Raw genomic sequence first — 26,119 nt, forward strand, 5'->3', positions numbered from 1 at the left:
ACCAAACAATGAAAAAGCAAAAACTTTTTTTATTTATGTTGCTCTTTCTGGGCAATTTGACAGTTTATGCACAGCTCTGCGGCTTTGCTTCCGGTGAGGGATGCAGTAATACGAACTATGATAACTCTTTTCTGAAAACCCTTACCTACAACAACCCTGCTACCATAGAGTATGATAACTTTGTATCTACTTATCACTCTTCAATCGTAAGAACCTCTTCCGGAGGCTTCAAGGTATGGGGAGAAGGTATAGCCAACGATGGGATATCTAATGTATTAATTCCACAAGACCTGAATGCGACCAATTATCCTGCATTGGGCAGTGCCAAAGTCTACAAGGTGACCGGCGCATCAGATGGATCTAAAAGTACAACCCCAGTGACCGGTAATGCTCAGTTTGTCGCTTTAACATCCGATGGGCTATACGCATGGGGAGCAACCACAATAGTTTTGAATATTAATATAAAAGGTACAGAGACTTTTGGGAAAATAGCCGTCAACGGAAAAGCAGATGGTTTACCACCTAACGTATCTCCGGTAGATGTTAAAATGATGACTGCCGGTTCAAATCGCACTTTGGTGATTGTCACCTGCAGCGGTGATGTATGGGTCTTAGCTGCCGATGCACCAACACGAGGTAATGGTAGTACAGGATCTTCTACGGTATGGTCGCGTGTACAAACAACGGCTACTACTTTTCTTACCGGTATAATAGCTGCCAGAACAAATGGAAGCGGTAATGCTATTATCGCCTTAAAATCAGATGGTACACTTTGGACCTGGGGATATTCTTATTTAGGGGATGGCACGGCTATCACGTCTCGTACAATGGCAACACAAATGACAGCTCCTGCTGGTACACCCAAAATGATAGGGCTGGTTGTTGACGGGCCTCTTTCGGCTAAACCTTCAGCATACTATGTTTTGATGACCAATGGCAATTTATATGCTATGGGAACGGGCGGCACAGGTGGGACCAACTTAATGGGAAACTGGAGCGGGGCCACCCAAACTTCTTGGGTACAGCCCAGATATACTTCTGCATCCGGACCGGTAATGAATAATATTGCATGGATAAGCCCTGGCGCTTCAGATGAAAGAGCTGTAGCTATGAATGTACTCACAACTGCTGGCTCATTATATGCCTGGGGTAACAATTCGAAAGATATGATTGGAGCTGGGGCAGCTAATCTTAACAGCAACCCGATAATGCCAGCAGGAATAGTTCCAACAGATAAAATCATTGCGGTACAGACAGGTGGTCATACCACTATGCTGATAAAAGAATGTACTACAAACTTTGGTTATATAGGACACAGAATTAACGGAAGTATGGGTAATGGCTCTGATATGGACACTCAAGAAGACACCTATACTTTTAATACGGCGCCAATAGAAATATGTAGTGCAACACCAGTTGACCTGACCAGCCCAACGCCTACTGCATGTGGAGTTGCTACGATGCAGCTTGCCGGTTCACCTGCTGGTGGTACCTATACGGTAACCAGTGGCCCTGCTACAGTTTCCAATACAGGGTTGCTAACTTTTACAGGAGATGGTAATGTAGCTGTTCAATACACAAGCCCTTCTTCATGCGGAGGAGGTACGCTTACCAAAAGTATTACAATCCCGGTTACACAAAATATAGTAAGTGCCAATGCCGGTAGTAATCAGTTTTTAATAGGCGCAAACCAGACTATGCTAGCAGGTAATGATCCCAGCCCATCTACGGGTATGTGGACACTGTTGGCAAAACCTGTAGCGGCAACCGATCCGGTTATTGTAACCCCATCGGCATATAATACCCAGGTTACGGGGCTTACAGCAGGTGCCTATACCTTCCGATGGACTGTGACCACTGATAACTGTATAAGTGCCAGCGATTTAGCGGTAAATGTAATCGCCGTAACCGCAGGAGGTGTTTCTGGAGCAGATTTCTGGGTAAAATCCGATGATGCAGGAGACATTGCCACAGCATGGAAAGATAATTCTGCCAATGCAGACAACATCACGAACGTAGCAGGAGGTATAACACTTTCTCCAGCAGACAGAGCACATAACTTCTATCCTTATACCACAGGATATACGGCTGCAAAATATTTTCAAAATAGTACTTCTAAGCTGAACACATTAGGGAATGTAGAATTACCTAATACCAATACTTCAATTTTCTCTGCAGTAAGACCTGCTACCGCTAATGGAACAGGACGTATTACCGGGATTGATGATGACGCGAATGCGGCTGAACCAGGCATTTCGATTGCTGCCGGAAAACCAAGACAGTATGAATTTTCTAATACTACCACATCAACAGATTTTTCTGCCACCTTTAATATCGGACAGTCCAATGTCTTCTCTGCGATTGCTAATAATTCCACAGCAAATGGCGGAAGTTCAGCTTCAGCCGGAGGAGAAAAAGTATTAGGACTGAACGGCGCTTATGAAACAACACCATTTGCAACAGGGAATAAATTCCAGAGCTACGGGCGCAATTTAAAGATAGGCCTGGGGGGATGGGACGCTGCTGGTGCTTTCCCTGGAGACATTATGGAAGTTGTTTGGTTCAAACGTGCCTTAACTGCCAATGAGCAATCACGAGTAAACTCTTACCTTGCTGTAAAGAACGGAGTAACTTTAGCAGAAAGCTATCTTGCAACCAACGGCAATGTAGTATGGGATAGAATAATTAACACCGGTTACAATAATAACATTTTTGGTATTGCAAAAGACAGGTTAACAGCATTAGACCAGAAACAGTCTGGAAGTACCAATGCTTCACAACAACTTGTGCTTTCTACTACAGGATTTGCAGCTAACAACGCGGCTAACGGTACTAGTTTAGTAAACGATATGCAATATTTGATGACAGGAGATAACGGTCTGAAGCAAAGCTTAACGACGCCTTTTGTTTATGCTGCTGGAACAAATGGAGTAACCAATTACCGTTTTGAAGCAATCTGGAAAGTACAAAATTCAGGAAATGTAGGAACCGTAACCGTTGCATGGCCTAAAGAAGTGAAGAACCTGTATCTGGTACAATCTCCTGATGCTGCTTTTGACGGAACCGATGCCTTTACCCCAATGGCTACAGAAGTTACTGTGAATGGGGTGGTGTACAATACTGCAAACGTTACATTATCAAATGGACAGTTCTTCACCTTTGCAGGTTTTGGAAATGCTCCGGGAGGTGTTGCAAATGGATTATCTTACTGGTACAGAGCTGATAAAAATGCTGCAAATACCGGTGCAGCAACAGACGTAACCGGATGGACAGATGTGTGGAACGGCACTGCCGTTGCGCAGTTGGGAGCTAACGCATTACCAAAGTATGTACAGGGAGCTTCCAATTATTTCAACTTTAATCCTGGAATTAACTTTACAGTAGGAACACAAACATTAGGGAATAACGCAATACGTACTTTGACGAGTTTAAATTACGATGTCTTTACATTGACTAAAGAAGGTTTGGCCTCTGGCGGAACAAATCCAAGATTATTCAGTGTAGGGATGGATAATACCACTACCGGTATTACAAACTGGGATGCTTTCGGTATTTGGCCAACAGGACAAATTGAAAGAAGAGTGTATAACGGAGGTACTAATTATCCAAATGTACTTCCTGCATACAGTACAACCATACCAAGCATCATGTATTACAGAAATACAGACATCGCCACTGCTAAAGGATTGAATGGAGAATTGATGTCAGCTTCCGTAACTTATTCTTTAATAGGTTATCAATTCGGCGGGCATATGTTTGGAAATACTGTTTTTTCAGGAAATGGTAGCGATAATGCCGGTTTCATCGGACATATTGGAGAAACCATTGTTTACGGTGCTGGTACCTTATCGAATGTGGAACGTAGACAGGTAGATTCTTATCTTGCCATCAAGTATGGGATTACATTAGGACAGTTAGCTACAGCAGGTGCTAATAACCTGTATGACTATACCAATACAGACGGAGCTAGCGTATGGAGCAGGACACTCAATGCCGTTTACAACAACAACGTTTTCGGAATTGCAAGAGATGATATTGAAGCATTTGAGCAGAAAGTTTCTACATCTGTAAATGCCGGAACCATTCTTGCCGTAGCCACTACCAATGATTTTGTAAGCCCGAACAATACGGCTTCACGTACCAGCTTTGCCAATGACAAAACCTATTTCCTATTGGGAGATAACAATAATGCAACAACTACGTTAAGTAGCATTGCGCTAAACGGCTTTACAGGTGGTTTACGTATCCCAAGAATATGGCTGGCACAGCGTACCAATACCAGCGGTACGATGTACTTTGCAGCAGACCTTTCTGCTTATGGGGCAGGTTTTGGGAGTGGAGACCAGGTAAAAATGATCATTGCGGACAATGCAACATTTACAACCAATGTAGTGTCCCTTAACGGAACCTATAATGCCACGACTGGAAAATGGGTACACAGCTATAACTTTGACTCAGGAAACGCCAACAGGTATATTACCTATGCGGCATTGGATGAAGTAGCTTGTACCCCAGGTTGCAATGACAACACTTACCTTAATGCAACAGATCCTAATACCATAGAATATGATAATATGGTTGCATCTGAAACAGCTACTATCGTAAAACAAAAAGACGGTTCGTTTTATATCTGGGGACCGAACACATCACCTAAAGTAGATAATGCAAATGCTAACCTTATATTAGACCTGTATACGCCAACGAAAATTGACCCTGCTACATCACTTCCAGGCACAGGCTCAGGCTTCAACTATACCGGTACACCCTTAAAAGCAACAATGGGCGGTAGTAGTAATGGCTTTGTTTTACTGACTACCGATGGGCTTTATACCTGGGGAAATAGTATTCTTCCTATAGGATTTAGAAGCACAGGCGACTTCAGATTTGGCAAGCAATCGGTTAACGGAAAGGCAGACGGTCTGCCACCGGGAGTTAGCCCGGCTAATGTAAAAATGATGGTGGCTAATCAAGGGTCATTAACTATTACAACCTGTAGCGGTGCAGTATGGAATTATAATTCAGATTATTATGGAGATGGAGCTGCGAACACTTCGGCTAATGATCTAATATGGCACCGTGTGATGATATCGGCTACCCAGACGCTGGACAATGTAGTTGCTGTGCGTGGTATATGGAATACTAAGTTCGCTTTAACTTCTGATGGCAAGTTGTATACCTGGGGGAATGTTACTTTTCATGGTAATGGTACTAATGCTACAGTATCTAATTACGCTACAGAAATCAATGTTCCTGTTGGAATAACTCCAAAAATGATAGGGATGACCGAAGGGGTTAATGAAGGAGAAAGCTCTTATTATCTTTTGGCTACCAACGGCAAGCTCTATGCTATGGGTTATAATGCGCAAAGACAGTTGGGGCTTGGTGATGCCACCATAAGACTGAATTGGACAGAGGTAACCGCTACTTCAGGTAGTAATACCCTAGGTGGCAATATCGCCTGGATCTCGCCGGCTGAGCACACTAATGATTATCCATCTATTAATGTATTGACTACCGATGGAAAACAATGGGGATGGGGATACAATCTACGCCAGCAATTAGGTGGGGCTAGTAGTAATGGAATTGACCCAAGCTATATGCCGGGTAACGGTACTGGAGCAAACGAGCTTGGCTTAAATGATAAGGTAATCGCTGTAGAAGACGGAGGTAATCATGTCATCAACTTTAAAGCAAGCTCTACGAGCTTTGGTTTTATCGGTACGAATGTGCGTGGATCTATGGGAGACGGTTCTAATGTTGCTTCAACCAATTTGAATAAATACACTTATGTATCCCCTCTCGATATATGTGGATTATTAGTAGCTATCTGTACCCAACCTGGTCTATTTGATGCAGCTGGTTTGCCAAGCACCACGGGAATTTCTAGTCTGGCAGGTTTTACGGGCGGTACAACAGGCTGGCCTGCTAATATACCTAATGGGCATATCGTTATTGAATCGAAGAATAAAGGTTTTGTAATTACCAGGGTAAAAAATGCAAGTGATGTTGCTAATCCCGTAGAAGGGATGTTGGTTTATGACATTACAGCCGCCTGCGTAAAACTATACAATGGCTCGGTATGGAACTGTTTAGCTAAAGATTGTAATTAAGCATCTATAAAAAATAATAGTATGAAAAAGTATTTCGTTTTATTGATTCTGAGTTTAGGCATGCTTTCGGTAGCCAATGCACAAACGGTGATTGCGAACCAAACCGTTAGCAGTCCATCAGCTGTTTTGGATTTTGCAACAGGTACTACCAAAGGCATCATATTGCCTGCTGTAGAAACACTGCCTACAAATCCCGCAAACGGAACGTTTTTATTTGATAAAGTTGCCAAAATCGTAAAAATGTATCAAAACGGAGTTTGGGTAAATCTTTCTGGTGTGGGCGATATTGCCGGAACCGTGCCCATTGCGCCATATAGTGGTACCGTTGATAATGGCAAACAAACCATTATGGGTTCTAGAACTACCAAAGTTGTAGACGGATCTGGAAATTATGTGGATGGGGCAGTTGATGGTGTATTGGTATTGGAGTCTCCAAATAAAGCCCTGGTTCTGCCCAAAATTTCTAATCCGCATTTAAATGTAAAAAGCCCTTACCCAGGGATGATGTGCTACGACACCAATAGGAAAGCGCTTGCTGTATTTGATGGTAAAGTTTGGAATTATTGGAAGTAAATGAAATAACCAGCCATCTTTTTATATCATCAGAAAAAATTGTGAGAAAGCCGAGCAAAATAAAGACCATTTTAGAAAATGAAAAATTACAGACACCAAATTATCCTTTATGTTAGCCTGCTATTTAGCTTAAAACTGCAGGTACATGCGCAAAACGGAGCTGGAAGCATGACTGTCGATAATTCAATTACTACAGTTTCTGCCGGAACAATGGAACAGCGTTTCAGTGAAGGCACTTATTTCGGTCCCGACGCAGTTTGGCAAATTGATGGTATATTAGAAATCTACAGTAAGAATATTTGGATTGCACCAGGAGCTAAGTTTAGTGGTACTGGTAAAATTATCATTTACAATCCCGGCAACAACCCATATTATGTAGATATGCCGGCTGGCCCCACTCACATAGATGGCAATAATGGCGCTTTTATTAAGCTGTTTATAGAACACCGTAACAATGCTAATTTGTTATTGGCAGATATTAATGATCCAGGTTACGGAACGATAAATGGCACGGGTGCTTCGGCGGCACAGCTTAACGTGGGTGCACAGCTTAGTTTTGCTGTAAACGGTGCAAATATTATTTTAAATGGTAATAACCTGCATTTTGACGAACAGGGAATGCCTGTTAATTATAATGCTAATCGCATGGTTGTCACCAGTAATAGTATCGCCGCACATGTAATCAAAGACTATGCGGCTTCAGGTAATTTTGAATTTCCAATAGGCATAGCCGTAAATGACTATACGCCAGCTACCGTAGATGTTAAGCAGGGAGGCCGTATTTTCGCCAGTGTTCAAGATTATAAGGCTTCCAATTTGGCCGGCATTAAACCCGAATTGGGAATGGATAGAAATTGGCACATTTTTGCGAATATACCGCTAAAGGCAGACCTTTCTTTACAGCACAATAGCTACACCAATGGCAGTTTGTTTAAAGACGAAAATGCTGGAATTGCACAGTACGTGTCGAACACCAAATGGGATATTGCAAAAAGCAACAGCTCATTGCCAGGGCTGCATACCCGCTTTGGCGTAAACATCGTTGGCGAGGCCATTGCCAATGGCGCATGGTTTACCAAGTATTCGGTAACTGGTTCAACACTCGTTATTCCAAACTTATATACGCCAAACGGCGACGGGAACAATGATACTTTTGAGATACGCGGACTAGAGCTATTTGCAGAAAACGACCTGGTTATTGTAAATAGATGGGGAAATGAGGTATTCAAGCAAGCTAACTATAAAAATACTTGGACGGGCGAAGGCTTAAACGAAGGCACCTATTATTATGTGTTACGGGTAAAAGAAAATGCCTCATCAACATGGCAAGTGTTTAAAGGTTGGGTAACACTGATAAGAAAATTTAAAAATTAATGAGTTGAGGTTATTAGGCCAAAATTAAAATGAGAAAAACACTACTAACCATCGTATTTATACTGGCGGCAAACTATATGTACGCACAGCAAGATGCGCAGTTCAGCCAGTATATGTTCAATGGCATATATATCAATCCTGCCTACGCGGGCTATCGGGAGCAATTGAATGCGCATGCATTTTACCGTAACCAATGGACAGGAATTCAAGGATCTCCCAAAACGTTGAGCTTGGCAATAGATGCCATAGCTAACGACGGCAATGTTGGGTTGGCCTTACAAATAAGCAATGATAAACTGGGTGCACAACAAAATTTATCGGCCTACGCCAATTATGCTTACCGTTTAAGGCTAAATGCCGACGGAACCTCTAGACTGGCTTTTGGTTTAGGAGCAGGAATGGTTCAATTAGGTTTAAATGGGGCATTGCTTAATCCAAATGATTTGGAACCAGACCAGCCTTTGGGCATGCAAAATGCCATAGTGCCTGATGCTAGGGTAGGTATATATTTTGCCAACGATCGTTTATATGCTGGTTTTAGTGCCGATAATTTGGTTTCGCAGTACATCAGTATCGAAAGATATGCCTACATTCCGCAACCTAAGCCACATTATTACCTTACTGCTGGCGCTTTGCTGCCCTTGTCTACAGACATTCTAATTAAGCCATCTTTTTTATTGAAGGATGATAGAGCCGGGCCTACAAGTTTAGATGTCACCGCATTTTTAATCTTGGCAGAAAAATTCTGGATCGGTGGTTCTTACCGTACTGGAGTAAAATTATATAACAAAGATTACTTACAAAAAGATTTGTCTAACCTTAACTCGGCGGTGGCGGCCATTCAGGTTTTCCCTACAAAAAATTTGCGTATCGGTTATGCCTATGATTTTGCTTTAGGTGCAATAAGAAGCTACACGGGTGGAACTCACGAAATTTCTGTAGGCTATTTCTTCAACAATAAAAAGTTACGTATGGCTACGCCTCGCTTTTTCTAAATCAACCCAAACAAACGCTAAAATTGATGATAATGCAATTTAAAAAATACGCAAGGTTATGGCTAATGGTCCTATCGCTACTACTGGTAAGCAGGCCATTACAAGCACAGTATGTTTTAAACGAAGCCGATAAAGCGTACGAATTATATAATTATGCGAGGGCTATAGATTTGTACGAACAAGCCTTCCAAAAAAAGAAGACCCTACATGCTGCCGAAAGATTGGGCAAAAGTTACGAACTGATTAATAATGCTGTAGAAGCAGAAAGTTGGTTTGCCATAGCAATAGCAATGCCCCAAAGTAAACCAGAAAACATTTTAAGCTATGCGAAAGCCTTACAAAGAAATGCGAAGTACAGTGAGGCCAAAGAGCAGTTCCTGCAATATGCCAAAGCACAAAAAGAAGTTACCGCAAAACAACTCGACCTATGGATGGCAAGTTGCGACTCGGCAATGGTATGGATGAAAAATCCAAAAAAAATCAATATTGCCAATGAAACAAAATTAAACTCGCCACAATCTGATTGGGGCGCAGGCTGGTATCAAAACAAACTCGTATTTGCATCTGATAGAGGACACGTGGACGATGAAAAAGAAACCAGAAGCCGTCCGTTTTTAAAGTTCGACAGCGGAAAAAAACCTGATCAAATGGTGAGTGGCTGGACTGGTAGATCCTACCTGCGCTTATACTCGGGTAAAGACACGGCCATGAGGTTTCCAATAGAGGCTGGCACACCTTACCACATCGGTCCGGCCAGTTTCTCTGCCGATGGAAAAGAAGTTTTTTTTGCACTGACACGTATTCCTAAGAAACCAGTTTACAAAAAAGGAAAATTGGCTACCATTAATGTCGAAATTTACAGTAGTAAAATCGATCATGAGGGTAATTGGGGCACTCCGGTAGCCTTTCAATACAATAAGATTGACGAATATTCGGTGGGAGATCCATTTTTAAGCAATGATGGGAAATGGTTGTACTTTGTTTCCAATATGCCGGGGGGTGCTGGCGGTTCAGATCTTTACAAATGCGAAAGAACCGCTAATGGTTGGGCAAATCCAATTAACTTAATCGCACTAAATACAGCAGGTAATGAACGTACGCCATCCATAGCCGATGGTTATATTTATTTCAGCAGCGACGGCCTTGTAGGCATGGGAGGCTTAGATGTATTTGAAGCAAAAATAGATGGAGATAAATTTGCCAATGTTAAGAACCTAGGTTATCCGTTTAACTCAGCCCAGGATGATTTTGCTTTCCTGAAAACGTCAGCCTCGACAGGCTTTATTTCCTCAAACCGCGATAATGGCTTAGGCGATGATGATATTTACAGCTTTGCCAAGCAACAAGAATTGTTGTTTCAGCTTGCAGGCAAGGTATTCGATAAAAAGACCAATGCCTTGCTGTCCAATGCAATTGTTAGCCTCAAAAAATTAGACGGACAAACCTTGAAGGTGCAAACTAATGATAAGGGCGAATTCTCGTTTAATCTGGAAAAGGATGCAGATTACGAACTTAAGGGAATAAAAACAGGCTACAGAAGTGATATGGATAGTTTAACCGTGCGTAACCTCACAACCAATACGGTAATTAGGAAAGACCTCTACCTGTTGCCAATACAAATAGATACACCAATTAGAATAGAAAACATCTACTACGATTTTGATAAATCTAATATCCGAAAAGATGCATCGATTGAGCTGGATAAGTTGGTTAAAATCATGAGAGATAACCCTAATATTTGGATAGAACTGGGTTCGCATACCGACAGCCGTGGTAACGACCAGTATAATAAGTGGTTGTCGCAAAGCAGGGCAAACTCGGCGGTACAATACATTATTGATAGAGGAATTGCTAAAAATAGAATTGTAGCAAAAGGGTATGGCGAAAGCAAGCTATTAAATCATTGTGGCAATGGGGTAAAATGTACAGAAGCTGAACATCAACTAAACAGACGTACCGAATTTAAGATTTTAAAGTACTAGCTAAAGCTTTGCAAATAATATTTGATACGAAAACAAGCCAACTTTGAATAAAAGCAGAATGCTACTCTAAATCGGATTCGGTTTTGGTTGGTCTCCATTTTTCTGAATTTTTGACAGCTAAAGACTGAATGTTTTTCAGAAATTCTGCAATTTTTTCCGTCAAGGATGTGAAAAGGCCAATTGGCACTTGGCTTGTACCTTTCTTAATGGACAATTAGTCCTATGAGTTTAATTAATTATAAGTTTTAATCGTGAAATCAAATTAAGGAGGAAAACCCATGACATTGGTTAAATTTAATCCGGACAACAAGAGAAGCGTATTAATGCCAGGCTTTAATGACGTTTTCGATTCCATCTTCAATGATTCTTTCTTCTCAGACCGTATGGTGGCCAGGGTGCCGGCGGCCAATATCAGCGAAAGCGCCGATCACTATCATGTAGAACTTGCCGCTCCTGGGCTTAAAAAAGAAGACTTTAAGCTAAGTCTCGAGAGAAACGTACTGAGCATCTCTGTTGAACAACGAACAGAAGACAAGCAGGGGGACAGGAACTATGCCAAGCGCGAATATAGCTACAGTTCCTTCGTAAGGTCGTTTACCCTGCCAGAAAGCGCAGACGAGAACGGCATTCAGGCAACTTATAACGATGGTGTACTTGCCATAAACATTCCGAAAAGGGAAGAGGCGAAGACCATAAGCCGCCAAATAGAGATCAAATAAGTCAGCGCTTTTCGCGACTGATAGAAATAGGTTAACAGGAAACCCGCCCTTTAGGGGTGGGTTTTTTATTTATATTCTTTGCAATAAACTATTTCATTGCAGGATAGGGCAGTGTTGAACGAAGCATGATACCTTGTCAAAATAAACATAGGGGGGGTACACAAAAAGACGAACAGTGCCATCGGAGAAACGACCGGTTATATAGAGCGCATCCAGGTATGTGAACGGCATCATAGATTTCATCCAGACCGAAACGGGTAAGGCCCGCATGCAACATTGCAAAACACCAAGGCAATTTAGTATATTCGTTCATGGATAAAAATGGGCAGTATCGCAGCTCTCGGATTAAAGTTCCAGCCGAATTCGACGAAGTATTTACTCATCTTTATTTTGCGGAAAATAAATCGGGGGAGGCCATTACCAAAACCCTGTTGCCCTCTTATCAGACAATCCTGATCTTTAATTTTGGCACCAGGGCGTTGTTGCATTCCAAACAGAACACGCAGATCGAAGTAGAACGATGCCTCGTACTTGGGCCGATAAAACAGGCCTTTAATTATTCGTTGCCTCCCGATGCCGCGATATTGGTAGTCAATTTTAGAGAAGATGCATTTTACCGTTTCTTTGGAAGCGCCACCATAGCCGAGCATGTACCCATGAACCCGGATAACCTCTTGGAGGAGAACTGTTTTACGCTACTGTGGCAGGAACTCAATGTAATAAAGGAGATAGAAGAGCAGGCCAAATATATTTTTGAATTTTGCCGGCCCTACCTGGGCAGCAAGAATACCATTGCCTCGCAGCTTGCCGATTTCGACAATGATTCGCTGAGCCCCATAAAAACGGTGGCCGTTGAGCTTAAGCAAAGCGAGCGCAACATCCAGCTCTACCATAAAAAGCACCTCGGCTACTCTTCCAAGGAACTGAGCCGGTACCGGCGCTTTTTGAAAGCTATAGGACTGGTACAGCAGCTTGCTTCGGCTACCGGAAAGGCAGACTGGTTCGAGGTTATCGCTGAATGCGGCTATTACGACCAAAGCCAGCTCATCCATGACTTTAAGCACTATATCAATCTTAGCCCTACCAAGTACCTGAAATTCCAGCAGGACATCTGCAGCTCAAAATCCTGATTTCGTTTTCTTACAATTCTGAGGAACGGCCCCTGGCTACTTTTGTTTCATTAAAACAATAAAACGATGAAACATTTAATCATTTATGCACATCCCAATGAAAGCAGCCTGAACAGCCATTTTAAAAATGTACTGTCGGCAAAACTACAAGAACAAGGTCATGAACTTGTAGTACGGGATTTATACCAACTGAATTTCAATCCTGTTCTTTCCCTTGAGGATATGGCTGGACAGCGGAAAGGAGAAGTAGCCGAGGATGTAAGAAGAGAGCAGGAATTTATTACGTGGGCAGATTGTATCACGTTCATTCACCCAATCTGGTGGACGGGTTTGCCAGCCATCATGAAAGGTTATATCGACCGCGTATTCAGCTATGGCTTTGCCTACCGCTATGATCAAGGCGTTCAAAAAGGCTTGCTAACAGGGAAACAGGCCGTTATCATCAATTCTCATGGAAAATCAAATGCCGAATATAGTGCCATAGGCATGGACAAGGCCCTGTCGCTTACTTCCGACAAAGGGATTTATCTCTATTGCGGTTTTGAAATCAAGCAGCATTTCTTCTTTGACAAAGCCGACAGAACAACAGCAGATGCAATTGAAGAATATGTAATCAAAATAGAAGCCATCTACAGCAACTCCAAACAATAGCCATGAGCATCAAAGAGAAAATTAAAAAGGTATTCTTCGGAATAGCCATTTTGGCCGGTACGCTAGCCATAGCGGTAACCGCACTTGAAACATTCAGCAGGTAGGGTGTCGAAAACAATACACCAGGAAGCACCGGTGATCACGAGAAAAACCATAACAATCAATGCTCCGGTTGCGAAGGTTTGGAAAGTTTTCAGTGATGTGGATGGTTGGGGTAAATAGCAGAATGAAATTAAAAGCCCGAAGATCAACGGGGATTTCAAACAAGGTACAACGTTCAATTGGAAAAGTAACGGACTGACCATTGTTTCAACCCTACAAACAGTCGAGGTTAACAAAATGGTTGGCTGGTCGGGCCCTGCTTTTGGATCTTTCGCTATCCATACCTGGCATTTTGACGAGCAGAATGGACAAACCACAGTACGGGTAGAAGAAAGCATGGAAGGCTGGTTGGTGTGGCTGCTAAAAAGTAAGTTTCAGTCCAGCCTGGATAAATCCATCGACAACTGGCTCCGGTACTTAAAAGCGGAATCGGAAAACTAAAAGACAGCAATTAAATTAAAAGCTTAGAAAAACAAAACCTGTAAACGATTGTTTTACAGGTTTTTAATTTTTTATTCAACTTTTGGGAAAGGTTGATTTCTAACTTACTTTCCACATCTATATTGACAAGGCCCGAGGTCATGTTCAGTAGCTGTCTGACGGGAAACTTGGCCCCGCATCATGATCAGTTTTCTGATATCCGACCTTCTCATTTCACCTCCTGTCCATTTTCAGAGAGCACCATTACCGGAATATCCAGCCTTTTACAGTAGCTGGGCATAAAACCCGCCCTGGAGAACGCCAGTTCTGAAACCTTGCCGTTGGATCCGCGCTTAAACGCTACCCAAAGAAAATCCTTTTCCAGATAGAACTCATCGCTATAGGCACCCCTTAGTTCATACTTTTTGCCACCAACCTTTTGCCAAAACACCTTGCCGTTTTCCTCGCTGATATTCACTTTTTCCCTACGATCGTTTTCATATACCCCTGCATAGCTGCCCAAATTCCTTCCCGCCAAAGTTAACGCTCCCTCATAGCGGTAGGGTCTGCCCGTAAATTCGCTCGCCGCGATCCTGGCCAGCGCCTGCGGAACCACTGCGGATTCCGAGTTGATCAGGATCACGATGTAGACATCCTCCTTTGGATAATAAAAGGTCTCGGAAATGAACCCAGGAACCGCGCCGCCATGTCGAACGACGGGGCTTCCTCCTAGGTCATCAATATAAAAACCAAACCCGTAGGGCGCGGTCTGTCCGCTGTTCAATAGGATTGGGGCTAAAGCCATCTCCAAGGTCTTCTGCTGCAGCAACTTTCCCGATACCAGTGCCCGGTTCCATCGGTACATATCCCCGGTAGTGGAAAGTATCCCGCCCGAGGCGTAGAATTCACCGATATCATGGAGCGGATAGTTCACGATCCCCCTTCGAAGGATCCCGTAGCCCGAAGCCCTGCCCTTGATGATCGGTTCATCCGAGGTGGCCACCAATGAGCTGCGCATTCCCGCCGGAACAAAGATGTTCGCTTTGATGTACTCGGCATAGCTCACCCCAGAGAGCTTCTCGATGATATACCCCAGGATCTGGAAGTTTGCGTTGTTATAGGCCCACTTGGTGCCAGGAACAAAGACCATCTTACGGGCGGCATATCGCTCGGCCTCTGCTTGTGGCCCTTTCCCCTTGGGTATGTTCAGCGAATCGCGGTAACCGTCGCCCCCGAGGCCCGAGGTATGCGAGAGCAGCCTGCGGATGCTCACCCCTGAGGCGGGAGCGGTACAGTTGACGAACTTGCCTAAGGTATCCTCGAGCGAGATCTTTCCCTTTTCAACGAGTTGCAGTAGGCCAACGGCGGTAAACTGCTTGGTATTGGAGGCGATATAGTAGACCGTTGAAGTATCGCTAGGGATCCCAAACTCCATATTGGCCAGTCCAAAGGACTTTTGATAGACGATCTTTCCGCCCTTTCCCACCAGCACATTCGCCCCGGGCTCTTCCCGCTTGAACTGTGAGGAAAACAGGCGGTCTATCCTAAGAATTGCCTCCTGTTGGGCGAAAATCGGGCCGTAAAGAGCCAGTAGCACTATGAGTGCCGAAAAAAAAATCTTCATGATATGTGTATTTAGTTGATTGCTATAGGTCTTTTTTATCGAATATGATCCCTGATCCGTGCACCTTGGTAGGACCAAAGAACAGGCCATTGCCTGGGGAGATCTTATATTTTTTGACGAGCTGCTGATGTAGGGAAGTTTCCTGTTGCTGCCCGTTGACCACCAGCTGCTCATCAGTAAGGGCGAACCATTCAACGCCTTCAATACCATGGACGATCTTTCGATCGATAAGTTCAGAGATTACACCCAGCACCCTTAACTTATCAGCCGAGGCATCTACCACAGCGATTTTTTTCTGCGGGATAACCTGAGCGCCGATCACCGCCATTTTGTCGGGAGCTGCTACACGGCCTGCCCCAGTCACCTTGGTGCCGAGGGCCAGTTTTTCCGGAAGGGTCTTCACATTGGTGAGCCCATCCTGTCTACCTAAGCTGCTATCGCCCTTGGCCTTGCCTGGATGCTGTATACCAGAAAGCTTGAACTGTAGGGTATGCCGTGAGGGATCGTAGCCATTATCATACTGGGTGGACGGACCCTTGGCTTTGTTCGCAATCAGCTGGTCCACCTGGGCGACAAGGGTCTCATAGTCTGCCAACCGTTGCTGCGCAACCACCTGCCCGTTGAACTCGGCCGAGGTGATCTTTCCCCCTGAAACGGTAATCCGGTAGCGGTTATCCTTCCCGTCCAGTACGGTCATCTCCCTGTTGGCCCTGTCGCGATTGTCCCCATTGAAGCGGATGCTCTTGAATCTGATCAAGGTATCAGGAGCGAGGCTGTCCAGGGCGACCGGGGTTTGCCGGTCAGGTTCGTTGCGCACCTTTGCTGAAACGGCTTCTCCCTTAACCTTGACAACGGCGGCTGGCTTCATCTTTTGCGTGATGGCGTAGTTGAGATAGCTGACGCTTTTCTTTAGCCCGCTATGTACCTGTGGAATGGAGATTAAAGCCGAGAACAGGATAAACCCTGCGACAAGGATACCAAGCTCCAGTGCGCTGAGCCGCTGGTTTTCCCTATGCACCATTCGACGAAGTCGACGCATGAGCTGGTCGGGTCTTAGGCTCAGTCCCATGGCAAGGGCCGGGGCTCGGCTTTTCGAGCTATGGAAGGCCACCAGTGCGGCCAGATAGCTGGTCTTCTGCTCCACGTGGCCCAGCACCATGTCATCACAACAGGCCTCGCGCTCCTCAGAGATCAGTGTACTGACCCAGAGTACCGCCGGATTGAAGAAGAAAGCCGCTTCGATCACTTTCTGCATAATATTTACAAGATAGTCCCGCCTTTTGATATGTGCCAGCTCATGCCAAAGGATCGTTTCGATCTGGTCAGCCGGCAACTGAAAAAGCAACCCGATTGGCAGAACGACCAAGGGCTTAAAGTGTCCCAATGTCACCGGTATTTTCACCAGCTTGGATTGAATGAGTTCCACTTTTCTGGAAATACCCATTTCCATGGCGAATCGTGAAACCTTCTTCGACCAGTCAGCACCTGCTCCCAGCACCTGAAAGCTACGGATACGCTGTACATAGATTAGCCCTGCGATCAGCTTTATGCTCTTAAGGACGAACAGCACACACCAGCCCACAAGTATCCAATCCGAATGCCTATCGAGCCATGACGAGGCGCTAACTGATAGGGTATTGCCAGTCGCGCTCATTTTCTGGCCGCCCCTTGAGACAAGTTCAGACAGCTTACCTGAAGAAGCCGTGGAATCCGCCGTACTGGCCGTTCCGCCAAGCTCGTAGATCCCAATAAATACAACCGACAGGACGAAAATCGCCATCAGCGAGCAGAACAGGTGATAGCGTAACTGGGGGCTCGACCGTCTGGTCAGCGCAAGGACAATTCCAGCAAGTGCAGCTATGACCAGTCCGATCCAGAGCGAATGCGCCAGCGTCCAGCAGATGCCCCGCATCTGCCCAGGAGACAACAAGTCGTTGAAAATATTAAGTTCCATAACCTAGGATTTAGAATTTTCGTCCATTTTTTTGATCAGGGCCTGATATTCTTCCATCTCTTTTAACGATAGCTTCTGGTTGCCCATCAGCTGCATCAAGAGGCTACTGGCCGAACCGCCGAACATCGTATCAATCACCCGGTTGAGCATCACGCTCTTGGTCTTTCCCTCTTCAACGGCTGCCATATAGACATGCTTGAACTGGCTTTCGTCCTTCTTCAGAAAGCCCTTTTCCACCATGATCTGCATAAGCTTCAGTGTAGACATATAGATTACCTTACGCATTGAACGGTTGAGCTCATCGTTCACAAACCGAACGGTGGAAGGCCCTGATTTCCATAACACCTGCAGGATTTCAAGTTCAGATTTGGTGGGTTCGCCTATAGGGGCATTTTGTTTAGCTTTCATATCTTTTATTCTAAGAAATAATTCTTATTTCTGAATAAACGTAAGAGTTATTTCTTATATTTCAAATTTTGATTCTGATTAGTTCCATAAATTGTTGTTTATCAGATAAATAAATTAAGAATATTTTCTTATAACGGTTTGTAATATGTGGACAAACCAAATTGATTGACCCCTTTCCCAAATTTTTAGAACAATATATAATACGCCGACTGACCATTAAATATCTGTTAAATTGTTTTTGGCAAAGAGGGCTCAATAGCTTGTGGTTTTTCCAGGTTATCGGCAAACAACTTTCATTATGGCGCCAAAAAACATCATAATGACGATGACGATTGTTGCGAGATGAACGGAAGTAACCTTGGCCCTTATTTTTGCAAGCCTTCTTAGTTGAGCGATATTTTTATTGTTGGCATCCATGTTAATCGGTTGCTGATTGATTGCTCAGCTCACCTCACCTCATCTGATTGCAAATTCAGTGCCTATGAGTATTTTGTTTTTTATAAATGTTTGATTGTTAGTTTATTGTGTTTTTTTGTTGTGGGATATTCGAAAGGATGTCTTTCAAAATGGCAGTACTATTTTTCAGAATGGTGCGGCTTTTCGGGCTGTCGAAAAACCAATGAAAAATGGCTGCTCTGGCATTCCGTCCCGTCGCATTGTCGTTGTAGTTTTTCCAGTAAGCATACTTTGCGATGCAAAAAAAGGAATGTCTTTTGCCGATTTCAGAATAGATATTTTAGATGATTTTGTAGCTCCCATCAAATGGACAATGGCATCTTGATGAAATGTCTTGATGAATTTATCATGGATGATCCAAATTGTGAGGCAACTTAAGCGGCTCGATATTTTAATTCTGCTAGCTAAAGACTCACGAAAATTACATTCATGTTGACGTAGTTTTAAAAAGAAAAAACCTGTAAGTGTCTGTCTTACAGGTTTTTAATTTTAGGTTCGACTTCTGGAGGGGAGTCGATTTTTCCTTTAACTAACTGATTATCAGTATGTTATGTCTTGAGTACTCAGAGCGGGAATCGAACCCGCACGCCTGTTGAGGGCACAGGATTTTAAGTCCTGCGTGTCTACCAGTTCCACCATCTGAGCAAGCTTGGTAAAGCTATTTAATGTTAAATGCCTCCCGGTTAGGAAGGCATTTAGAGCGAAAGACGAGATTCGAACTCGCGACCCCGACCTTGGCAAGGTCGTGCTCTACCAACTGAGCTACTTTCGCATGATGTAAACATCCTCCGATGCTTCCCCGAAGTTGGCCTTTTTTGTAGTGCGTTTCTCCGTTTGGGTTTGCAAATATAAACAGATTTATATTCCCGTCAACATTTTTTTTATAAAAAATTGGCTTATTCGCTTAAGTTATTGGCTTTCAGTGCAAGAAAAATTAAATCTTTTTCATAGCCCTTGCCCATAAGGTAGTTTAACAGCTTATATTTTTTTTTGAAGGGATCTTTTTCGGTCAGTGTTTTTTCTTTTTTGAGCACGGCTTGGCATAAATCTTCAAAATATTTGTCGCCATCCAAACTGTTCAACGCTTTTTGGATCAGCTTATCCGGAACCTTTTTCAGTTTGAGCCCCTGTTTGATTTTAAGCTTTCCCCATTTTTTGATATTCGCCTTGCCCGAAGCATAGGCCAAGGCGAACCTTTCTTCGTTCAAAAAGTTGTTGACAATCAATTCGCCTATAATTTCTTCCACTTCATTCGGCTTCAGTTGCCAATCGTAAAGTTTGTTGCGTACTTCCTGTTGCGACCGCTCCTGATAAGCACACCAACTTTCGGCTTTGACCAATGCCGTTTTTTTATCTAAAATCAATGGCTTTTCTTGAGGACTTTTCATAATTAAATGCTGAAATTCGTAAAAAATAACAGCAATCCTGTATTTTTCTGCTACAATGAGTCAAGAACACTATACTATAGCCCATATTGCCCAAATTTTAGGTGCTCAGGCCCAGCTCTCTACGCCAACAACCCTTATTGCACAGTTGCTGACTGATAGCCGTACGCCTATCGATCCGGAAGCTTCGCTATTCTTTGCCCTCAAGGCTCAGCGCAATGGCCACGAATTTATCGCGGATGCCTATCACAATGGCTTGCGCAATTTTGTGGTGTCAGATGCAGTGGATGCTTCGGCCTATCCCGATGCCAATTTTTTGCAGGTAGACGATGTGCTGAAGGCCTTGCAGCAATTGGCCATTGCCCACCGAAAAGCCAACCAGCTCAAAGTGATAGGTATAACCGGCAGCAATGGCAAAACCATCGTCAAAGAATGGCTGTATCAGTTGCTCGCGCCAGATTTTAATATTGTACGCAGCCCCAAAAGCTTTAATTCGCAAATAGGCGTGCCACTTTCGGTTTGGCAGCTCAGTGCAACGCACGATTTGGGCATCTTCGAAGCCGGAATATCCAGGAAAGGAGAAATGGAAGTTTTGGCCGATATCATTGCGCCAACGATAGGTATACTCACCAACATCGGTGAGGCCCATGCCGAAGGTTTTGAGAGCAGCAAGGAAAAACTTAACGAAAAGCTGAAGCTTTTTAAGGATGTAGAGCTTTTGGTGTATTCGCCAACCTATACCATGGGCATCAAAGAAGCCGACCTGCCCGGCAAAACCAAATTTTCATGGGGTACTTCCGCCTCTCAACCTGTCGATTTGCAGATTTCCTTTATTGAACCCATAGAAGGCAGAAACTATATCCGGGCAATTTACCAGCATAAGGAAATAGAATGCCTCATTCCATTTAGCGATAAAGCTTCCGTCGAAAATGGCATTATTTGTTGGGCTACTTTACTGGCTTTGGGTTATACGCCGCAAGAAGCCGACCAGCGCCTAGAAAAACTGACTTCGGTAAGCATGCGCCTGGCCCTGATCAATGGTATTGAAAATTGTTCGGTCATCGACGATTCGTACAGCGCCGATATTTCGTCGCTGGCCATAGCGCTCGATTTTTTGAACCAACAGAACCAGCATCCCAAGAAAACACTCATCTTATCGGATATTTACGAAAGTGGCAAAACCAACGAAGTGCTTTATGCCGAGATAGCGGCCTTGCTGGTGCAGAAAAACCTGAACCGCTTGATCGGTATTGGGCCTAATATTTCGGCATTTGCCGATTTGTTTAAGATGGAAGCCTCGTTTTACGATAGTACGCAGGATTTTATGGCGCAGTTGTCGGCTATCCATTTTGCCAATGAAACCATCCTGGTAAAGGGCGCCAGAAAGTTTGGCTTCGAACGCATCAGTAAACTACTGACACAAAAAATCCATGATACCGTTCTCGAAATCAATCTCAATGCCATGTTGGGCAACCTGCAGTTTTACCGTTCCAAGCTCAAGCCTGGTGTAAAAACCATGGCCATGGTAAAGGCTTTTTCTTATGGCAGTGGCAGTTTTGAAATTGCCAACCTGTTGCAATACCATAAGGTAGATTACCTGGCCGTAGCTTATGCCGACGAAGGCATAGCCTTGCGCAAAGCGGGCATTACCTTGCCCATTATGGTGATGAGCCCAGAGCCGTCGGCATTTGAGGCCATGCTCAGCCATCAATTGGAACCCGAAATTTACAGTACGGCTATATTAAAGAGCTTGATGTATTTTTTGCCGGCTTCTACTGCCGATTTTCCAATCCATATCAAGCTCGATACTGGCATGCATCGCTTAGGTTTTGAAGCCCACGAAATGACCGAATTGGTTGCCTTGCTGAAAGATAGCGCACAGCTGAAGGTCGTTTCGGCCTTTACCCATTTGGTAGCTACCGACGATGCCCAGCACGATGGATTTACCGAACAGCAACTGGCCACTTACGCTTCGCTTTATGAAGAACTGGCCAAAGGGATAGGCTATAGGCCGATCAGGCATGCCTTGAACACTTCTGGAATAACCCGCTGGCCAACGGCGCATTTCGACATGGTGCGTGTGGGCATTGGCTTGTACGGATTTGATGGCGCTTTAAAAGACAACCGTGGCCTGCAAACCGTAGCCGTGCTCAAAACTACGGTTACCCAGGTCAAAACACTTAAACCCGGCGAAACGGTAGGCTATAGCAGAAGAGGGGTGATGCCCAACGGAGGAAAGATTGCAACGGTTAAAATCGGCTATGCCGACGGCTATACGCGCGGTTTTGGCAATGGGGTAGGGCAAATGCTCGTCCGTGGCAAATTGGTGCCCACCATAGGCTCTATTTGCATGGACATGTGCATGCTTGATGTTACTGGCCTCGAGGTAAACACTGGCGACGAAGTTGTTGTATTTAACGAAACGCATGATATTGCTAAATTAGCCAGCCAAATCGGTACCATTCCCTACGAAATCCTGACCAATATCTCGCAACGCGTAAAACGAGTTTATTTTTATGAGTAACTTTGCGTTATGAACAAAATCGGAAAAGCTCTCTTGAATTACCTTATCAAAGGTTTGTTGGTTGTTGTACCTATTGCCCTGAGTGTTTTTATCGTAGTTTGGGCAGTTACGACGGTCGACAGTTGGTTAAACATCAACAATTTTCTGGGTATTAATCCGGCTACAGGCGCCAACCGCAATATTCCGGGTCTGGGCTTGGCCATGGTTATCGCCATTATCCTGCTGGCCGGCATCTTTGTTACCAATTTCGTTACCGAGCCCATGTACAATTGGTTTCAGCGCATGCTTAATCGACTGCCCCTCATCAATTTTATCTTTTCTTCTATTAAAGACCTCACCGAAGCTTTTGTGGGCGACGAAAAGAAGTTTAACCATCCGGTATTGGTAGAGGCAGAGGGCAACCTGAAAAAAATAGGTTTTTTAACGCAGAGCGATTTAACCAAGCTCGACCTTCCGGGCGAAGCCATTGTTTATTTTCCTTTTTCGTATTCCTTTGCCGGACAGGTTTATATTGTAAGCAAAGAAAAAATCAAGCCTTTAAACATGAGTGCTGCCGATGCCATGAAACTGGTGGTAAGCGGTGGCGTGAGCCAGTTTTAATGGAGAATAATCGGGATGAGGATAATCAGGATTAAGAAGATAAACAAACGCGAGTGGAATTCCCTGATGAAAAGCCCAATCAATAAAAGCACTTCATCGTCGGTATTGGTACTGATAACCCCGCTGCTGCTGTTCGAATCAAACAAGATTTGCTTGCCCTGAAAATTGCCGACTGCCCATTTGGAGTACCAGCCATTGGTAAAATTCCACATGAACTGTTCGCCCGAGCTCATATTAACCGTGGCTTTTGTTTGCCATGAATTATAGTTGATGGTGCCTATCAGTTCTTGCTGCTGATTGAATATTTGTGTAGTTGGATGCAAAAAGCCTGAGGTTCTGAAATGATAACTTTGGCTGGCACCTATGCCTTGCGCCTCGTTTTTCCAAGTGTTGAAAAGCAGGCTGTTTTTAATCTGTCCATTGCTGAAGATTTGGTAGTTGCTTTCGAAAAAGCCTTTTGTCCAAGTGAGTATCGCATCCATAACCTAAGGAATTTATATACTTCATAGACAATTTTGAAGGCGATTAGTTACAGGAAAATCGCTTTTTTGCTGAATGTAAAGGCATTCATGGGTGATAGCTGTGTTTTAGGTCTCCAGGCAACTCGTCATTGCGAGGCGGAATAACGAAGCGATAATAGTTTGCAGCTAACCAGATCCGCTAATCGGCCAATGAGCTACACATAAATCTCTCCTTTAAGATAGGTCACCGCTTTACCCGACATCAGTACGCGGTCGCCTTTAAGTTCGCACCACAGCTCGCCCCGCCGGGCCGATACCTGATAGGCATGCAATTGGGTTTTGCCCAGTTTCGATGCCCAGTAGGGGATGAGGTTGCAATGGGCCGAGCCGGTAACCGGATCTTCGTTAACGCCCGCTGCGGGAATGAAAAAGCGCGACACGAAATCGCTGTTGTCGCCTTTGGCGGTTGCAATAACACCCATCATATCTATTTTGCTCATGGCCACAAAATCAGGTTTTAAGGCCAGTACATCGGCTTCACTTTCGTAAACTAGCAGGTAGTCTCTCGAGTTCCACACTTCAATGGGAGCCTTGCCACCCATTGCGGCCAACAAACCTTCGGGGATTTCGCAGTCGATTACGGGTCTCGACGGAAAATCCAGCGTATATAAATTCGCATTCCTGGTTACGGTTAGGGTTCCTGCCTTTAGCGTGTGGAAATGAATGTGCGATTGACGATGGCCCAATTCGGTAAAGAGGATGTGCGCCGTAGCCAAAGTGGCATGGCCACATAAATCTATTTCCAGTTCGGGCGTAAACCAGCGCAGTTCAAAGCTATCGCCCTGTGGTACAAAGAAAGCAGTTTCGGCCAGGTTGTTTTCGGCAGCTATCTTTTGCATTTCCGGGGCGGGCAACCATGTTGCCAAAGGAACCACAGCCGCCGGATTGCCGCCAAAGAGCCGATCGGTAAAGGCATCGACCTGAAATAAAGGGAGTTTCATGAAACAGAAATTGATGAGCGCTAAAGATAAGAGATTTTACAAAAGAGAGGTGGGATTTGAGGCCCGCGACAGAAAAATATTGCCATAAGAATCTCAAATCTCACCTCTCAAATCTCACATCTACAACACGACTAATAGTAGGTGAGCCTCACTACACCAGCCAATTTCTTGGCCAGGCGGATTACCTGACGGGTATAGCCGTATTCGTTGTCGTACCAGGTATAAAGTACGATCGACTTATTGTCGCGGGCAATAATGGTAGCTGGGCCGTCAACAATCGAAGCGTGGCTGTTGCCGATCAGGTCGGTACTTACCAACTCGTTCGAAATCGAATACTCCAGTTGCTCCGACAAATCGCCAAAAAGAGAAGCTTGTTTAAGTACGCTTTCTACCTCTTCTTTCGAGGTGGTTTTATCCAAAGAAAGATTTAAGATGGCCAGCGAAACGTTAGGCGTAGGTACGCGTACCGCATTGCCGGTTAGTTTGCCACCCAAGTGCGGAATAACTTTGGCTACCGCCTTGTCTGCACCAGTTTCGGTAATCACCAGGTTCAAGGCTGCAGAACGTCCGCGACGGTATTTTTTATGGTAGTTGTCCAACAGGTTTTGGTCGTTGGTATACGAGTGTACCGTTTCGATGTGCCCTTTTTCAATACCAAACGCGCTATCTATAACCTTAAGCACCGGCACTATGGCATTGGTGGTACAAGAGGCATTGGAAAAGATATTTTCGGTTTCGTAGTTAAAGTCAGCGTCGTTAATGCCGGTTACGATGTTAGGGATATCGCCTTTGGCTGGAGCGGTCAGCAACACTTTGGCAATGCCTTTGGCATTCAGGTGTCTTCCCAAGCCGTCGCGGTCGCGGAAAACGCCGGTATTGTCAATCAGCAAAGCATCTTGGATGCCATAGACCGTATAATCAACATCTTCAGGGTTTTTGGCGGCGATGATGTAAATGGTTTGTCCGTTTACAATGAGTGCCTTGTTTTCAAAATCTTCGATAATGGTGCCGTTAAAAGGACCGTGTATCGAATCGGTACGCAACAGTTCGGCTCTTTTAATCAGTTCCTCGTCGCTGTAGCTGCGGGTAACAATGGCCCTTAAACGCAATTGTTCGCCTTTACCAGCCTGTACAATCAGTTCGCGGGCGGCAATACGGCCAATACGGCCAAAGCCGTAAAGCACTACATCTTTGGGTTTTAGGCTGATTTTGTCTTTGCCGATGTGGTTGCCCAATTTGCTGATGATGAAATCGTGCATAGAAGAATGGTTGTTGTTTTCGTCGAGCCACTCGGCTGCCAAACGGCCAACGTCTATGCGCGAGGGAGCAATGTTGCATTTCGAAATGGTAAGGGCCAGTTCGAGCGTTTCGTAAATGGAAATGTCTTTTCCGCTTACTTCTTTGGCATACTGGTGGTAAGCCAGGATTTCGCTGCTTCCTACATCGAACAGGGGTTTACGGAAAAGGACAAGTTCGATAGACCGATCAAACCATAGGTGCCCCACTGCGCTGATGAGCTCGAGCGCTTTTTTCTCCTTTTCAATCCAGTTTTGAAACTCTGATTGATATTTGTTTAACATACAAGAAATTTGATTTGGTTAGAAAGCCACAAAAGTAAAAAAGATCGGGCGAGTACCCAATCTTTTTCTA

17 protein-coding genes and 2 tRNA genes are annotated in these 26,119 nt (G+C 44.4%); 10 read left to right on the plus strand and 9 right to left on the minus strand.

Annotated features, from left to right (window positions below; genetic code table 11):
• Window positions 1–8 precede the first annotated feature (8 nt).
• The 8 genes from AC6H1S_RS06570 to AC6H1S_RS06605 all read left to right on the plus strand — a co-directional run bounded on the left by AC6H1S_RS06570 (window position 9) and on the right by AC6H1S_RS06605 (window position 13,534).
• A complete protein-coding gene (locus AC6H1S_RS06570; protein ID WP_497565592.1) occupies window positions 9–6,110 on the plus strand; it encodes a DUF8202 domain-containing protein in 6,102 nt (2,033 codons plus the stop codon).
• Window positions 6,111–6,131: 21 nt separating this feature from the next.
• Window positions 6,132–6,683 (plus strand): hypothetical protein, encoded by a 552-nt coding sequence (locus AC6H1S_RS06575; protein ID WP_497565593.1) that lies wholly within the window; start codon window positions 6,132–6,134, stop codon window positions 6,681–6,683.
• A gap of 78 nt (window positions 6,684–6,761) precedes the next feature.
• Window positions 6,762–8,057 (plus strand): T9SS type B sorting domain-containing protein, encoded by a 1,296-nt coding sequence (locus tag AC6H1S_RS06580; protein ID WP_497565594.1) that lies wholly within the window; start codon window positions 6,762–6,764, stop codon window positions 8,055–8,057.
• A 29-nt stretch (window positions 8,058–8,086) separates the two neighbouring features.
• Window positions 8,087–9,052, plus strand: a complete 966-nt coding sequence (locus AC6H1S_RS06585; protein WP_497565595.1) for a PorP/SprF family type IX secretion system membrane protein — start codon at window positions 8,087–8,089, stop codon at window positions 9,050–9,052.
• Between the two features lie 32 nt (window positions 9,053–9,084).
• Window positions 9,085–11,034, plus strand: a complete 1,950-nt coding sequence (locus AC6H1S_RS06590; protein WP_497565596.1) for an OmpA family protein — start codon at window positions 9,085–9,087, stop codon at window positions 11,032–11,034.
• A gap of 278 nt (window positions 11,035–11,312) precedes the next feature.
• Complete coding sequence (locus AC6H1S_RS06595; protein WP_497565597.1) at window positions 11,313–11,753, plus strand: Hsp20/alpha crystallin family protein; 441 nt, start codon at window positions 11,313–11,315, stop codon at window positions 11,751–11,753.
• Between the two features lie 311 nt (window positions 11,754–12,064).
• Window positions 12,065–12,883, plus strand: coding sequence for an AraC family transcriptional regulator (locus AC6H1S_RS06600; RefSeq protein ID WP_497565598.1), 819 nt, complete (start codon window positions 12,065–12,067; stop codon window positions 12,881–12,883).
• Window positions 12,884–12,949: 66 nt separating this feature from the next.
• Window positions 12,950–13,534 (plus strand): NAD(P)H-dependent oxidoreductase, encoded by a 585-nt coding sequence (locus tag AC6H1S_RS06605; RefSeq protein WP_497565599.1) that lies wholly within the window; start codon window positions 12,950–12,952, stop codon window positions 13,532–13,534.
• Window positions 13,535–14,285: 751 nt separating this feature from the next.
• Here the strand turns inward: AC6H1S_RS06605 and AC6H1S_RS06610 are convergent.
• From AC6H1S_RS06610 to AC6H1S_RS06635, 6 genes are all read right to left on the minus strand, one after another.
• Entirely contained in the window at window positions 14,286–15,680 is a 1,395-nt protein-coding gene (locus tag AC6H1S_RS06610; protein WP_497565600.1) for a serine hydrolase, read from the minus strand.
• A gap of 22 nt (window positions 15,681–15,702) precedes the next feature.
• On the minus strand, window positions 15,703–17,634 hold the full coding sequence (locus AC6H1S_RS06615) for a M56 family metallopeptidase (RefSeq protein ID WP_497565601.1): 1,932 nt from the start codon (window positions 17,632–17,634) through the stop codon (window positions 15,703–15,705).
• Between the two features lie 3 nt (window positions 17,635–17,637).
• A complete protein-coding gene (locus AC6H1S_RS06620; RefSeq protein ID WP_497565602.1) occupies window positions 17,638–18,042 on the minus strand; it encodes a BlaI/MecI/CopY family transcriptional regulator in 405 nt (134 codons plus the stop codon).
• A gap of 1,016 nt (window positions 18,043–19,058) precedes the next feature.
• Window positions 19,059–19,143, minus strand: a tRNA-Leu gene (locus AC6H1S_RS06625).
• Between the two features lie 54 nt (window positions 19,144–19,197).
• Window positions 19,198–19,270, minus strand: a tRNA-Gly gene (locus AC6H1S_RS06630).
• A gap of 124 nt (window positions 19,271–19,394) precedes the next feature.
• Entirely contained in the window at window positions 19,395–19,886 is a 492-nt protein-coding gene (locus AC6H1S_RS06635; RefSeq protein ID WP_497565603.1) for a regulatory protein RecX, read from the minus strand.
• A 55-nt stretch (window positions 19,887–19,941) separates the two neighbouring features.
• Between AC6H1S_RS06635 and AC6H1S_RS06640 the strand changes: the two genes are divergently transcribed.
• Window positions 19,942–22,407, plus strand: a complete 2,466-nt coding sequence (locus AC6H1S_RS06640; protein WP_497565604.1) for a bifunctional UDP-N-acetylmuramoyl-tripeptide:D-alanyl-D-alanine ligase/alanine racemase — start codon at window positions 19,942–19,944, stop codon at window positions 22,405–22,407.
• A gap of 9 nt (window positions 22,408–22,416) precedes the next feature.
• Window positions 22,417–23,007, plus strand: coding sequence for a DUF502 domain-containing protein (locus AC6H1S_RS06645; protein ID WP_497565605.1), 591 nt, complete (start codon window positions 22,417–22,419; stop codon window positions 23,005–23,007).
• Here AC6H1S_RS06645 and AC6H1S_RS06650 read toward each other — a convergent pair.
• The 3 genes from AC6H1S_RS06650 to AC6H1S_RS06660 all read right to left on the minus strand — a co-directional run bounded on the left by AC6H1S_RS06650 (window position 23,004) and on the right by AC6H1S_RS06660 (window position 26,049).
• Window positions 23,004–23,489, minus strand: a complete 486-nt coding sequence (locus tag AC6H1S_RS06650) for a hypothetical protein (protein ID WP_199141425.1) — start codon at window positions 23,487–23,489, stop codon at window positions 23,004–23,006. The genes AC6H1S_RS06645 and AC6H1S_RS06650 overlap by 4 nt on opposite strands.
• Window positions 23,490–23,683: 194 nt before the next feature.
• Window positions 23,684–24,469: a PhzF family phenazine biosynthesis protein gene (locus AC6H1S_RS06655; RefSeq protein WP_497565606.1), complete on the minus strand. Its 786-nt coding sequence runs from the start codon at window positions 24,467–24,469 to the stop codon at window positions 23,684–23,686.
• 131 nt (window positions 24,470–24,600) lie between these two features.
• Window positions 24,601–26,049: a glyceraldehyde-3-phosphate dehydrogenase gene (locus AC6H1S_RS06660; protein ID WP_497565607.1), complete on the minus strand. Its 1,449-nt coding sequence runs from the start codon at window positions 26,047–26,049 to the stop codon at window positions 24,601–24,603.
• Window positions 26,050–26,119: the final 70 nt, after the last annotated feature.

Source organism: Pedobacter sp. TM02 (genome assembly GCF_059705275.1).